Origin of the sequence: Rudaea sp. 3F27F6, assembly GCF_005503555.1 — a bacterium.
Taxonomy (GTDB): domain Bacteria; phylum Pseudomonadota; class Gammaproteobacteria; order Xanthomonadales; family Rhodanobacteraceae; genus Rudaea.
This window is the reverse complement of sequence record NZ_SCNG01000004.1, coordinates 105,948-119,134: the sequence shown is the minus strand read 5'-3', so window position 1 is coordinate 119,134 and position 13,187 is coordinate 105,948. Positions and strand designations below refer to the sequence as shown.

Here is a 13,187-nt window from a genome sequence, read left to right as displayed (position 1 = left end):
TTTGCGGCCCATCTTCGGCAGGATTCGGGTGAATCGCCGCAAGCTTCTCCATTGCGTTTGTCGTGCCGCAAACGGTCGTAGAGGGTTTAGCGGCTGGGGGCGAGCAGGCCTTGGGCTCGGGACAATCCGACGATCTGTTCGGGACTCCAGCGCTGCCGAACCGCCGCGTCTACCCGGTAACCCGGTTGCCGAATTGCGGGCCGCGGCGTGATCGTTGCTCGCAGGGGCTGCGCTTGGGATGTGAATCGACGAGGTCGGACTATTCGCTCAAGCGGATCGCAGTGACGGCTTGCGATATTCTGACGGCCTTGGCGGCAGCGCTCGCTTAGCTCAGGCGTCGGCACTTATGAATGACGAATTGGTAGTCCGAATTCTCACGGAAATTCGTGAAGGGAAAAAAACAGCTCGCTCATCAAGAGGAAGCGCTTCAGATGCAGCGAGTGCAATTCACCGCCTTTCAAAAGAATATGGAAAAAGCGGAACGCATTCAGGGGCGGGCCGAAAAGCTTCAGGAGCGTGGCGCGCAATTAGTTGGTGTCGCGCGAAAACTTCTATTCTTCGCGGCACCGTTTCTTATCCTGTTTGTCGTATTTCTCATGCTCGACGGAGCATTTCGATAGTCCGGGTACCGACTATTCGCTTCTGCGCGACGTTGCCGAATTGGCCTGCTGTGGACGGAATTTGCTTGGCTGTCTTTTGGTTCCTCGGCTAGCAATAGCCAAGGCATAAGAAGCCCTTTCGGACCGCATATCGTCAGAGTCAGAGCGATCAATCGCGTGAGGGTCGGCAGTGTCGACCCTCACGCTTTAGGATTCGCTTACAAACCCATGCCGCCGGAAACTTCGATCCTCTGCGCATTGATCCAACCGCTTTCGGGGGCAAGCAGCATCGCTACCGCGCCGCCGACATCGTCGGGCAAGCCAACGCGGCCGAGTGCGGTCATCGATGCGATCCGTTGGTTCACCTCGGGATTGTCGCGGACCATGCCGCCGCTGAAGTCGGTCTCGATCGCGCCGGGGGCAATCACATTCGCGGTGATCCGGCGCTCGCCCAGCTCTTTTGCCATGTACCGCGTCAGCGTTTCGACGGCGGCTTTCATCGCGCCGTAGGCCGATGAGCCCGGCAGCGTCATGCGCGCGAGCCCGCTGGAAATATTGACGATGCGGCCGCCGTCGGCGATCAGCGGCAACAGGCGCTGGGTCAACAGGAACGGCGCCTTGAAATGCACGCTATAGATCTCGTCGAGTTGGGCTGCCGTGGTTTCGGCGATGCTCGCATGCAGCGAGGTTCCCGCATTGTTGACGAGGTAATCGAAATTCTTCCTGCCGAAACTGCGCTCGAGTTCCGTCGCAACAGCGTGGCCGAACGCGTCGAATGACGCGGAGTCGGCGACGTCGAGCTGCAGCGCAACGGCTTTGCGGCCAAGCGCGTGGATGCGTCCAATCAGATCGTTCGCTTCGGCCACCGCGGCGCGGTACGTGAAGAGGATGTCGGTGCCGCGCTCGGCGAGGTGCAAGGCCATGCTGCGGCCGAGGCCGCGGCTGCCGCCGGTGATCAGCGCGATCGGGTTGTTGCGGGAAGTCGTCATGGTTGTCTCCTGGCTGGTATTGTTTAGGTGATCGAAACGATAATGGCGACCGAGCGCGGAGAAAAGCCCGTGAAGGCTCGACATACCGTCAACTATTACTGAACAATGGCATCGTGGAAACCGATACGCTGAAAATGTTCGTCAAGGTTGCCGAACTCGGCAGCTTCACTCGTGCCGCCGAGCATCTCGGTTTGTCCAAGGCGCGCGTGTCGATGGCCGTGCGTGCTTTGGAGGCCGATGTCGGCAGTCATCTCCTGCAGCGTTCCACGCGCGCCGTGCGCTTGACGCCGGACGGCGAAACATTCCTTTTGCGCGCGCGCCAACTCGTCAACGATGCCGATGAACTCGCCTCGTTGTTTCAGACGCCGACCTCGTTGCGCGGACGCGTGCGCGTGGACATGCCGCAGAGCCTTGCGCGATCGACCTTCATTCCGCGCCTGCCCGAGTGGCTCGCGGCGCACCCGAATATCGAAGTGCAGCTATCGACGACCGACCGCCGCGTCGACGTCATTCGCGAAGGCTTCGATTGCGTCCTGCGCGTCGGCAATCTGCAGGACTCGGCCCTGGTCGCGCGCCGGCTCGGCGAATTCTCGATGATCAATTGCGCGAGTCCCGCTTATTTGCGCAAACACGGGACTCCGCGGACGCTCGAGGATCTCAAGGACCATCTCGTCGTCCACTATTCGATCGGCTTCGGCGCCGACACGCCGGGTTTCGAATATCGCGACGGAAACGTGTATCGCGAATACCCCATGCGCAGCTTGATCACGGTGAACAGCACCGACTCGTACAACGCGGCATGCCTGGCGGGACTCGGTATCGTCCAATCGCCGCGCATCGGCCTGATGCCCAGCGTGATGGCCGGCGACCTGGTCGAAATCCTGCCGCAGCACACCTGCCAACCGATGCCCGTCTCTATCGTGCATGCCCACGGACGAAGCGTGCCGCGGCATGTGCGGCTCGTGATGAACTGGATCACGGAAGTCTTGAAGGGACGTCTTACCTGAAATTTCGCTGCAGCGAAATTCCCTCAAGCATCGCTCGCGAGCGCTTGCCGCGGACCGATGGATGTTCTTCATCCGCGCGATAAGCGCTCCGTGGCGTGGAACCTAGGCTTCAGGCATCTCCCAACGCACTGCTTCTGGCAAACTCAAATTCGAAGACTCCATCTGAAAGCAGGTTGAGCTGCGTGCGCCAATGGAAACTCGCGGCAAGAGCTTTCGCCGTCATCGTGAGAGATTGCATCGACGTCGGCGGCGAGGATAGGATCGATTGCCGACGGGCCTGTTGCTTCTGCTTCTCCATCAGGGAGAGCGCAGTCAATTGGTCGAGCGCAATATTCTTGTGAAGAAGAAACGGGACGGTGCCCGCACCCGGGTGCTTGCGAAAAATGCAGCTTGCGCGCATCAACGCCGACGGTGACGGACAGATCGAGTAATCCGCTCATGGCCAATATCTGCCGCTACTTCCCGTTTCTTTTTCTACTCATTGCGCCGTTCAAGGCGGTGCAATCGCAAGAGAGTTATTTCCGCATCTACGATGAAAACGTCGGATTCAGTTCCGGCGAAACCAAAGCGCTCGCACAGGACAAAGCGGGTTTCATCTGGATCGGTACGCAACGCGGTCTGGTTCGTTTCGACGGGAGCAATTTCGTCCCATGGGCTGCGAACCAGCTCAACGATCCGGTCGCCACTCTCGGTCTCGTTGTCGGCGCAGACGACGAGTTGCTGATCCGAACGCGAAGCGCGCGTTCCGGACGCTTGTGGCGGCGTACGCGCGATGCCGTCGAGCCTGTGCTCGGCCCCGAAGGCAAGCCGATCGACAATTCGGTTGCGCTGGCTTTCGACGCACGAGGCAATCTGTGGATCGTGCTCGGCAAAGAATTGTGGCGGCGCGACCGCGCGATGCAATGGCAGCGCGCCGGGCAAGGCATGCCGGCAACGGAAAAGTTCCGAGGCCTGCGTGCGGCGGGACAATCGATGGTCGCGGTAACCGACGAAGCAGTCTGGCGCTTGCGAGACAACACGGCCGCAGAACTCGTGCTGCGCGGAGGCGTGTTCGACAGAGTCGCCGGCGACGACGACGTACTGTGGTTGAGCAAGCGCACCGGCACCGACGTCGACATATGGCGAGTCGATGCGCATGGCGCGAAGCAGATCGTAAGTCTCGGCAGATACCAGTACGTGCGCGACATGACCCAGCGCGGTTCGACGTTGTGGATCGTGACCCAGGGACTGACCGCGCTCGAAGCAAATGGACACCTCCGCAATTTGAACGTCGACGCCACCATACTTCCGACCGGCGGCCCGATCTTGGTCGATCGCGAAGGCAGTGTTTGGCTGGGCACCTCCGTTGGTCTCATTCAATTTCCCGAACCGGATACGTGGAATTGGTTTTCCAAGAACAATCTGAAAAGGTTTTGGCAGGCCGGCGACACCACTTGGGTGCAGGGCGATCCGAGAAACATCCTTCGCATCGAAACCGCGACCGGTGTCGTCGCCAAGGAACAGCTTGATGCCGATCTGTGCATCCAGCCGCCACAGCACATATGGGCCGTTTCCGAGTCCAAGGTGTACGCATGGCGCGGCAGCACGTTCAAGGACGGAGCATTCGAGCCGGTGGCCGACATGCCCGCGGGGACGGAATTCGTGAACACCTGCCGCACCGACGGTACCGGTGCGGTGTGGATTTATACGGAGAAAGATCTGCTCCGCCTCGCGCCGGGCGCGTCCCGCCCGGTGCCGATCCGCACGGCCGGCGCGCAGCATGTGGCGGTTCTTTGGTTCGACGATCGCGACGATCGTCCGCTGGCCTGGGTCGATGGGCGCGTATGCCGATTGCACGTTTTTCCCGACGACCACGCGACGGCGGAAGACTGCGTCGCCGGCGACGGTTTGCGCACCGTCCAATCCGTGCAACGCGTCGATGCCGAGCACATCTGGCTCGTCGCGGTCGGCGGTCTATATGCCCTCGATGGACATAACGAGCTTCGCCTTCTGCCGGGCAATCGCAGTATCGGCGGCGGCGAAATCAGCAGCACCGCGCCTGCGCAAAACGGACAGATTTGGCTCAGTCACGGACAGCCGGTGCGCGTGCAGGCGTGCGCCGATTGCGAGGACGGCTGGAGAATCACAGAACGTCTCAGCGCATGGCACGGCTTGCCCGGCAACAGCACCAACTACACGCTCGAAACCGCCGAGGGTGATCTGTGGACGTCCGGTTTCCACGGCATCTGGCGCGTGCCCAAGGCGGTGCGCAGCCAAGCTCTCGGCATCCCTAAAACCGTACTCGTGCGCAGCCAGGTCGATGCCGAACTCCGCGATCCGGGTGCGCCGCTCCAGCTCAAACCGGGCGATCGTCGTTTGGAACTCGAATTCGCCAGCTTGAGCTATCGCGATCGCAATCTCTTGCGATACCGTTCGCGCATCGGCGGCGAAGGCGATTGGTCGCTGCCGATGCGCGACCCGAGGCTGCAGTTCGCCGCGCTGGAACCTGGGGGTTATCGCGTCGAAATGAGCGCGAGCCTCGACGGCGAGCACTGGTCCGATCCTCCCGCGAGCGTCGAATTCAGCGTACTCCCGCCGTGGTACCGAACCGGTTGGGCGCAGACTCTGTTCGGCCTTGCGGCTTTGGCGCTGCTCGTGCTGATCTACCGCCTGCGCGTTGCGGCGTTGTTGCGCGTGGAATCGGAGCGCACGCGCATCGCGCTCGACCTGCACGACGAGATCGGCGCCGGTCTCGGCAGCATCGGCATGCTTGCCGGCGCCGCGGCGCGAACCGATGCCGCCGAGCAGACGCGCATCGTGCGCGAGATCGGCAGCGTCGCCGGCCTGCTCAGCAACGGTTTGCGCTCCCTGGTGTGGTCGCTGCGCAGCGGCAAGGCCGGGCTTGCCGAACTCGGCGAGCAGATTGCCGATCATGCCCGCCGTCTCTTCCCGGACGAAGAGCCGCGTCTGTCGTTGAAGCTGTCCACGCCAGCGCAGGAGATTTCGTTGCCCGTCGAGGTGCGCCGGCATGTACTGCTGTTCGCGCTCGAAGCGCTCCACAACGCGTCGCGCCATGCTCGTGCTCGGTCGGTCGAGGTCCGTCTGCAGGCGAACGTCGGCAAGGGATTTTCCTTGGGCATCCGCGACGACGGCATCGGCTTCGATCCCCGTCGGGATACGCCGGGCAATGGCATCGAAAGCATGCGGCGCCGGGCCAAAGCGATCGGCGCGCGGTTTGATATCGCGAGTGCGGCGGCGGCGGGCACCCAGATAGAACTGACCTGGCCCGATATCTCGCCGCACGCATGAACATGTCATTGCCAGCATCGGCAAAGCCGTGCAGCGTGCGCGAATGAACGACATTGCCGCGATGCGTCTCGCTACGGTCGAAGACGATCCCCGTTTTCGCCGCAGTCTTGCTCTGCTCTTGAGCAGTCTCCCCGGCTTTACGCTGGTGGCGAGCTACGCGAGTGCGGCGCCCTTGCTTTCCGCTGCGCGGAAAGTCCGCGAACTGAGCATGCCGATGCCCTGGGATCTGGTCATCACCGATCTTGGCCTGCCGGAGATCAGCGGCATCGATCTCACGCGCGAACTCAAAACTCTCTTCCCGCAACTGCGCGTGGTCGTATTATCGGTATTCGAGGACCCGGCCAACGTCCTCGCCGCCATTTGTGCGGGCGCCGACGGCTATCTGCTCAAAGGCGTCACCGGCGACGAAATGATCGCCAAGCTGGAGCAGATACGCGAGGGACGATCGCCGCTGAGCAGCGCTCTTGCCGGCACCCTCATGCGCCTTGTGCGCGAAAGCCACAGGGGCGCGTTCGGCAACGCGGGCTTGCCGCGCGATCTCGGCTTGAGTGTGCGCCAACTCGATGTGCTGCGCGGCCTGGTCGACGGACTGTCCTACCGCGAAATCGGCGAGCGCCACGGCATCGCCACCGACACGGTGCGCAACCATATCCGCCAAATCTATTCCACCCTGCAAGTGCACAACGTCGCCGAGGCGGTGAGCTACGCATTGCGGCACGGCTTGGTGTAGAGCCGCTTTCTGCAGGGACGCGGGAAAGAAAATCTCGCGCAGCGTACATGCCGCAACGGCATGATCATGTCATGGCGACGCCCGCGTTTCTTCGTTAGTTTTTCGTCCAGATTGGCGCTCCAGCCGCACGGCGGCTTTGGCGCGGAAGAAACGTTTTCTTTGGGTAGCACGCATGCCAGTCACGATATTCGTTCGCGCGAGGTCGATGGGCGCGCCGAGAGCATTACGCTTACTCGGCTGCGCGCTGCTGATCCTGGCGATGCGAAACGCCTTCGCGACGATCATCGTCGGCGCAGGCTCGTCGCTGAATGTCGCCGACAACAACGTCGATCTAGGCTGCTCGGATTTGACGGTTGCGGGCTCGCTCATGGCGAGTGCCGCCAACCTCACTTCGATCGCGAATCTCGATCTCAGCGGCGGCAGCAGTTTCGCTGCCGGTGCGAGTCGGATCTCGCTTGGCGGCAACTTCGCCAATGCCGGCAACTTCGACCCCGGCGCCAGCCGCGTCGCGATCGTCGATGCCTGCGGCAACGGTACGAGCGAGATGTCCGGCGCGACGAATTTCTACGATTTCGTCGTCGCCACCGTTTCCGGAAAGCAAATCCTCTTTCCCGTCGCCGCGGCGCAAAGCGTCGCGCACTCGCTGACTTTGCAAGGTGCCGCGGGGCATCTGCTCGATGTCCGCAGCAGCGTTGCCGGCCAGCGCGGCGCGCTTGCCCTCGCCGAAGGCGCGGCGCAAACGATCGCCTATGTGCACGCACGCGACAACAACGCCAGCATCGCGCATATCGCACCGGGATTGCCCACGCAATTCAACTCGGTTGACGGCGGCAATCTCGTCAACTGGTTTCTCGATGTCTCCGGCGGCACGGTGCCTGCGCCGATGCTCGGAGCGGGCCGCTGGGTGCTGCTGGCCGCCATGCTGTTTGTCGCCGCATACAGCTTATTTCGACGCAACAGGAAATTTTCGTGACTATTCGCCATACCCGCATGATGCGGGCAATCGCATCGGCACTTGCCTCGCTCAGTCTTGGCGTGACGTCCGCGAGCGCTGCCGACGTCGTCGTTCAACCGAACGCGGGCAACGGCCTCGTCGTGACCGACGCAAGCGGATCGCAGATTCGCCTGCGCGTCAACGAAGACGGCGAAGTCATCATTCCGGTGCTCGTGAACGGCGCGGCGCGCAACTTGCCGGCTTGTGTGAGCGCGACCGGACAGCTCGGTCCGTGCGCGCCCGGTGCGGTCGGCAGCGTCGGTCCGCAAGGCCCGGTCGGACCGACCGGCGCCACCGGACCCGCCGGCGCAACCGGTCCACAAGGTTCCGCCGGCACCGGCAGCTTTACCTTGCCTTATACCGGCAGCACGGCGACACCGAACGCAGCGTTTTCGGTCGCGAACACCTCGGGCAACGCCGGCGTGCACGGCATCAACGGCACCAGCACCAATCCGAATGTTCCCGCTTCCGGGGTCTGGGGCGAATCGACCGATGCGGTCGGAGTGCTTGGCACGAGCGCGCGGAACTCCGGCGTGCAGGGCGCCAGCACCGGCGGCACCGGGGTGCTCGGCACGAGTTTCAGCGGCTATGGCGTGCAGGCCGTCAGCGGCACCGGCGCCGCCGTTCACGCGGAAAGCGCGAATGGAGATGGCGTGCAGGGTTTCAGCGTCAGCTTCACCGGCGTCTACGGCAAGAGTACCGGTGCGAAAGGCGCCGCCGGCGTGCTCGGCGAAAGTGCTTCGTTCGACGGTGTGCACGGCTACACCAGCAGCACGTCGGCAGTCGGTGTCGCCGGCTTCGCCGACCAGGGCAATTCATCGGGCGTGCTCGGCGTCGGCAAGGCCGGCTCGGGCGTGGCCGGCGTCAGCACCTCCGGCACGGGGGCGAGCGGAATCAGCACGAGCGGCTTCGGCGTGTTCGGTCATAGTGACTCGAACTACGCCTTCGTCGCCGACGGGGCGGCGCAGCAGAATCCCAACCAGGGCGGTTGGGTCAAGGCAATGGCATACGTCATCCCCGGAGGCGGCGGCATCGTGCGTTGCTTCAACTCGCAACTTGGCGCAAGCGCAGCGTCCGCCCCGCCATGCGGTTTCGGCTATTCGCGCCAGGGCGCAGGAGACACTCGGATCGATTTCGGTTTTCCCGTGAGCAGCCGATTCCTGTCCGCGACGATCGACGGAAGTTATCGAAGCGCCGTCAGCGTCTTCAGCGCATCGAACACGTCGGTGAGCGTATCGACGTACTACATAGACAACGACAAGGACGAAGACGAGGCGTACTACCTGCTCGTGTTCTGAATGCCACAAACGACGTGGCGTCGATTCGCCACGATGCCGGAGACCTCCATGATCTGCTTGCTCAAATCCCGTATCCAAAATCTGCGCTTGCTCTGCAGCGGCCTCGCCTTCGTGCTGATCGCCACTGTCTCGGCGCCGGCTTGCGCCGAGGTTCTCGCGTATTGGAATCCGTCGGGAACCGTCGACAGCAGCGTGCCGCTGCCGCCGACGAGCGTATCGCCCAACCTCGCTTCTGCAGGAAACTTGAGCGGCGGTCCCGGCTTGACGAGTCCGGGCCCGTTCGCCAACGCCTACGAATTCGACAACTGGAGCGGCGGCGCTTTCGACGCGACCGACTATCTCGCCTTCTCGATGACGGGCACCAACGTCACTTATTCGTCCGTCGCTTTCTCTCTCTACAACAACTATGACGGAAGCGGAAACTGGGAAATCCGTTCCAGCGTCGACAACTATGCGGCCACGCTGAGTTCGGGGACGTTCTCGGGAATTTTTTTTGGCGGGCAACTGATTACGGCCGACGTCAGTGCGCTCGGTGTACAAAGCGGAACGACCCAGTTCCGCATTTATACATTCAACAATTCCGGTGCCACCAACCCATTGCAGCGAGGTATCCGCGGCACCGGCGGCTCGGGGCAGGGGCTGACGGTGAACGGCTCTGTCGGTGGGGTGCAGTCGATCGGCACGACGACGACATTGGACGCGTCACCCAACCCCGCCTTCGTCGGCCAGCTCATTACGTTCTCGGCCGCGGTGAGCGTCGACCGCCTTCCCGATTCCGTTGGCGCTGCGGCGACGCAATCCGCATTGCAGTTGCCTTCCGCTTCGCCGACCGGCACGGTGAGTTTCAGCGAAGGGGCAGCCTCTCTCGCCAGCAACGTCGCGTTGAACGGCAGCGTCGCCACGTTTGCGTCCGCCGGCCTGAGTGCAGGCACCCACGCGATCACCGCGACTTATTCCGGCGATACGACTTACAGCGGCAGCAGCACCAGTATTGTCGTCACCGTCAATGCGGCGCCTCCCTCGACTCCGGCGACGCCGGCACCCGCGCTCAGTGCATGGGCCTTGCTATTGCTGGGCGTTTGCATGATGGCGACGGTTTGGCGAATCCGTTACCGCGCGAACGGGAAGCGCGGCGAATGAGCTTCCGCGCGGCGTTCGCGACGAACGCTGGAGTCGGTCACCTTCCTTTCTAGGCCATATTCTGCCGTCATGCCGCTCTATTTCATGATCTTCCTCGGTACGCTGGTTGCCGCGCTGCTGCTCTATCTGGGAGCCACCGCGCAGGCGGCGTTCACGCGCAAGCCGGCTTCGGCTTTCATTCCCGAGCATGCGATGGTCTGGCTGCAGGCGGCCGGACTGGCCTTGCTCTGGTTCAGCGTCGGCATCGCCTGGCTATTGTTCTTCAATGTCTATCGCATCCACGTCGACATGAGCGCGGTAGGGGACGCCGCGCTCCAGGCTTTCAGTCGCGGATACACGCGACGCCTGCCGATCGTCGTACTGCCGTTCGGCGCCGCTTGCTTGGCGTGGACTCTCGCACTGTGGGGCACACCGGTGCGAATTTCACGATGGGCCGTCTGGGGGATTGCAACGCTGTGCGTCGTTTCGATTCTCAGCACTCCGTGGGCCGCATTCGCGCACGACGACATGCAGGCACACGGATATACCGAAGCGGCATATCGACAACTCCAGACATTCCATTTGGTGCGCACGATCGCCTTTACGATCGCGGCTGTGTGGGCGCTCGTCGAAAGGCGGTAATCAACTTGTTCTGCGAATCGGTCGCTCTCACAATCATCAGCGTCAACGAGTAGAGTTTCAAAGCGCTGCTCAACTGCTCGCTCGCACGGATATGGGCGAATGACGGCTTGGGGTCGTTTCCCGGCGGCCGAGTTCGGCCAAAAGCAGACTCACAATCATTTGGGCAGTCTGCTTCCTTGCGGCCATTCGATAGCCGCTATGGGAGTGTCTTCAGGCTGCTGAGCTACTCGACACCGACTTGGCCGGCGGTTCACCAATGGCGCGTTCGCTGACCTGCTCAAGCAGAATGGGAGCGTCTCCTTTTCGCTGCTGAAAGAACATGCCGGCATGTCGGGTCACTATTTGTGCGACGTATATCCCGTCCCACTTCGAGGACGGCTCTTTGGGTGCGCCGCGGCCACGTTGGGCAGAGAGAACAAATTGGTTGTGAAACCACCGGGCAAAGCCCCACTTTTCCGCTGCCCGGCTTTGTGCCTCATGCGGGGCGCCCCAACAATTTTTGGAGATCGCACGTGAAGTCAATGTTCCGTCCGTTGCTATTCCTATCCATGCTGTTCGTGGCCTCGTCGCTCTGGGCGCAGTTGCCGGTGATGGCAAACCCAAATCACGAACAAATGCTTGCAGGCCAGGACGCTAAGGTGGTCACGAACAAACGGCTAGTTTATGACTTCTGGCGTGAGGTGCTCGAAGGTGGACACTTGGAGTTGGCCGATAAGTACTTGGCCGTATCGTATATTCAGCACAACCCCAACGTGCCAACGGGGCGTGCAGGGTTTGTCGAATTCTTCGGCAAACTAGCCAAGCAGAAAACGATCGAATCGAGAATCAAGGCACCGCTGGTCGCTATTGTCGGCGAGGGTGATATGGTCATCCTTGCCTTTGTGCACGAAAATACGGACCCGAAAGACCCGACCAAGAAATATACGACCACTTGGTTCGACATGTTTCGTATCGAGAATGGGAGGATTGTGGAGCATTGGGATTCTGCGACGAAACGCTGATCCCTGCCTTTGCACGAGAAAATACAGATAGCCACAGTCGTCGCTGCCTCGTAGTCAGCCTAGCGTCGATCATGTTTGGGATGGCGGCCGGCTGTGAAATCATGCCGCGTATCGCGGCTGCCATGGTTGGCGGGACGATCATCGTCCCCGTGTTTCTGCACTGATGACTTTGGGTCTCTTCCGGACGACTGTATTCAGCCAATTCTGGACGGCTGATTCCGCCGGAAAAGCTACCTTGCCATGCAAAGAAACGCTTTAGCGATCTCTGCTTTCCACCAAGCCCCACCCTAAAGCCAGCAACGACAACGCGGCCATCGCCAGCCACAAACCGATCACGGCCGGCGACAGAACTCCGGCCAGGCTGTCTCTCCAGCCGACATACAGCAGAGGCACATTGGTCAGGCAGATCCAGCATGCTGCCGCCCCGATCAGGACACCCAACCATATCGGCCAAGCGATGCGTCGGCGACGCAACGGCAAATGCCGCATCACGCGTTCGCTGAAACCATCGTCCAGCACGGGACCTTCGAACTGTCGCCGAAGCAGCGTCTCGATTGTGTCGTCGTTCGATTCATTCATGATGTCTTCTCCGTGCCGCCATCTTGCCAGTCGGTCAGCCACGCCTTCAATTTTGCCTTGCCCCGCATTGCATGAGTCTTCACTGTGCCGAGCGGCATCCCCAATACATAGGACGCCTCCTCGTGGCTGAGGCCGAGTTGTATGCAATGCAATAGCACTGCCTGCTCGGCCACCGACAATCGTTGCATTGCGTGTTCAAGATCAAGCTGCAGATCGATCGCACGGTTCGGTGCCGGCAGTTGCCCCATCGTTTCGTCGTCGACATCGTCATATCGTGCGGGAATACGGCGTGCCTGAAGAAAACAGGTATAGGCGATTCGATACAGCCAACTGGAAAACCGCGCTTCGCCGCGAAACTGAGCCAGATTCCGCCAGGCCAAGATAAAAGTTTCTTGCGCCAGGTCGTCCGCCGCAGACTCATCGCCGTGCAGCAGTCGACGCAGTTGCGCGCGCACCATGCCTTGATTCCGACGCACCAGTTGCTCGAAGGCCCGGCGGTCGCCGTTCAATCGTATGCGTGTGACCAAAGCCCGATCGATGCGCGCCTCGGCGGCGCTATCAGTCACGCAGATCGCCTCGCCGGTTCAACCACCAACTGGCGAGATAGCCCAAGCCGGTCATCAGCGGCAGCAAGCCGATGCCCCACAGGCGGTCGATGCCGAGGCCGTTGTCGAGCTGACCCGGCAAGGTCAGGAACATCGTGATCAGCCCCAGGCCGGCACCGATCAATACCAGCGCCCGACGTCGCTCGGAGTAGGCCACCTGCGGTTCCAACAGCAATTGCGGCGGCAGCTCCACGCCCTTGTCGGCGAGTTGCAGCAAGACGTTGTAACGGGCCTGTGTCCGTCGATAACCGTAGCGCATCACGATCAGCACGATGGCCACCGGGGCCGACATCACTAGGAAAGGAATGACTAGGAAAAGGTATTCCATGGTTTTGC

Annotated in this window: 15 protein-coding genes; 9 read left to right on the top strand and 6 right to left on the bottom strand. The window is 61.7% G+C overall.

Going from position 1 to position 13,187, the window contains the following annotated elements; all coding sequences use genetic code 11:
* The first annotated feature begins 386 nt into the window (after window positions 1-386).
* A complete protein-coding gene (locus tag FFS30_RS15925) occupies window positions 387-620 on the top strand; it encodes a hypothetical protein (protein ID WP_137914171.1) in 234 nt (77 codons plus the stop codon).
* A gap of 197 nt (window positions 621-817) precedes the next feature.
* On the opposite strand, the gene FFS30_RS15920 is transcribed toward FFS30_RS15925, so the two are convergent.
* On the bottom strand, window positions 818-1,588 hold the full coding sequence (locus FFS30_RS15920; RefSeq protein WP_137914170.1) for an SDR family oxidoreductase: 771 nt from the start codon (window positions 1,586-1,588) through the stop codon (window positions 818-820).
* A 110-nt stretch (window positions 1,589-1,698) separates the two neighbouring features.
* Between FFS30_RS15920 and FFS30_RS15915 the strand changes: the two genes are divergently transcribed.
* A complete protein-coding gene (locus tag FFS30_RS15915; protein WP_249352540.1) occupies window positions 1,699-2,595 on the top strand; it encodes a LysR family transcriptional regulator in 897 nt (298 codons plus the stop codon).
* Between the two features lie 109 nt (window positions 2,596-2,704).
* Here the strand turns inward: FFS30_RS15915 and FFS30_RS15910 are convergent, their stop codons facing one another.
* A complete protein-coding gene (locus FFS30_RS15910; RefSeq protein WP_137914169.1) occupies window positions 2,705-2,995 on the bottom strand; it encodes a hypothetical protein in 291 nt (96 codons plus the stop codon).
* A 38-nt stretch (window positions 2,996-3,033) separates the two neighbouring features.
* Between FFS30_RS15910 and FFS30_RS15905 the strand changes: the two genes are divergently transcribed.
* The gene (locus tag FFS30_RS15905; RefSeq protein WP_137914168.1) at window positions 3,034-5,883 is read left to right on the top strand and encodes a sensor histidine kinase; all 2,850 of its coding nucleotides are present in this window, start codon (window positions 3,034-3,036) and stop codon (window positions 5,881-5,883) included.
* A gap of 43 nt (window positions 5,884-5,926) precedes the next feature.
* A complete protein-coding gene (locus FFS30_RS15900; RefSeq protein ID WP_137914167.1) occupies window positions 5,927-6,613 on the top strand; it encodes a response regulator transcription factor in 687 nt (228 codons plus the stop codon).
* A 69-nt stretch (window positions 6,614-6,682) separates the two neighbouring features.
* On the opposite strand, the gene FFS30_RS15895 is transcribed toward FFS30_RS15900, so the two are convergent.
* Window positions 6,683-6,898 (bottom strand): hypothetical protein, encoded by a 216-nt coding sequence (locus FFS30_RS15895; RefSeq protein WP_137914166.1) that lies wholly within the window; start codon window positions 6,896-6,898, stop codon window positions 6,683-6,685.
* Between FFS30_RS15895 and FFS30_RS15890 the strand changes: the two genes are divergently transcribed.
* The 5 genes from FFS30_RS15890 (at window position 6,873) to FFS30_RS15870 (ending at window position 11,667) form a co-directional block, all read left to right on the top strand.
* Entirely contained in the window at window positions 6,873-7,586 is a 714-nt protein-coding gene (locus FFS30_RS15890; RefSeq protein WP_137914165.1) for a hypothetical protein, read from the top strand. The two genes, FFS30_RS15895 and FFS30_RS15890, sit on opposite strands and share 26 nt — an antisense overlap.
* Window positions 7,583-8,905, top strand: a complete 1,323-nt coding sequence (locus tag FFS30_RS15885) for a collagen-like protein (RefSeq protein ID WP_137914164.1) — start codon at window positions 7,583-7,585, stop codon at window positions 8,903-8,905. The genes FFS30_RS15890 and FFS30_RS15885 overlap by 4 nt, the downstream gene beginning before the upstream one ends.
* Before the next feature lie 48 nt (window positions 8,906-8,953).
* Window positions 8,954-10,045, top strand: a complete 1,092-nt coding sequence (locus FFS30_RS15880) for an Ig-like domain-containing protein (protein ID WP_171014665.1) — start codon at window positions 8,954-8,956, stop codon at window positions 10,043-10,045.
* Between the two features lie 69 nt (window positions 10,046-10,114).
* Entirely contained in the window at window positions 10,115-10,666 is a 552-nt protein-coding gene (locus tag FFS30_RS15875) for a hypothetical protein (protein ID WP_137914162.1), read from the top strand.
* A gap of 521 nt (window positions 10,667-11,187) precedes the next feature.
* Entirely contained in the window at window positions 11,188-11,667 is a 480-nt protein-coding gene (locus FFS30_RS15870; RefSeq protein ID WP_171014697.1) for a nuclear transport factor 2 family protein, read from the top strand.
* A 255-nt stretch (window positions 11,668-11,922) separates the two neighbouring features.
* Here the strand turns inward: FFS30_RS15870 and FFS30_RS15865 are convergent, their stop codons facing one another.
* The 3 genes from FFS30_RS15865 to FFS30_RS15855 are packed head-to-tail and all read right to left on the bottom strand — an operon-like array spanning window position 11,923 to window position 13,179.
* Window positions 11,923-12,246: a DUF5056 domain-containing protein gene (locus FFS30_RS15865; protein WP_137914160.1), complete on the bottom strand. Its 324-nt coding sequence runs from the start codon at window positions 12,244-12,246 to the stop codon at window positions 11,923-11,925.
* Window positions 12,243-12,812, bottom strand: a complete 570-nt coding sequence (locus FFS30_RS15860) for an RNA polymerase sigma factor (RefSeq protein ID WP_137914159.1) — start codon at window positions 12,810-12,812, stop codon at window positions 12,243-12,245. Before FFS30_RS15860 ends, FFS30_RS15865 begins: the two co-directional genes overlap by 4 nt.
* Window positions 12,805-13,179 (bottom strand): DUF6249 domain-containing protein, encoded by a 375-nt coding sequence (locus FFS30_RS15855; protein WP_137914158.1) that lies wholly within the window; start codon window positions 13,177-13,179, stop codon window positions 12,805-12,807. The genes FFS30_RS15860 and FFS30_RS15855 overlap by 8 nt, the downstream gene beginning before the upstream one ends.
* Window positions 13,180-13,187: the final 8 nt, after the last annotated feature.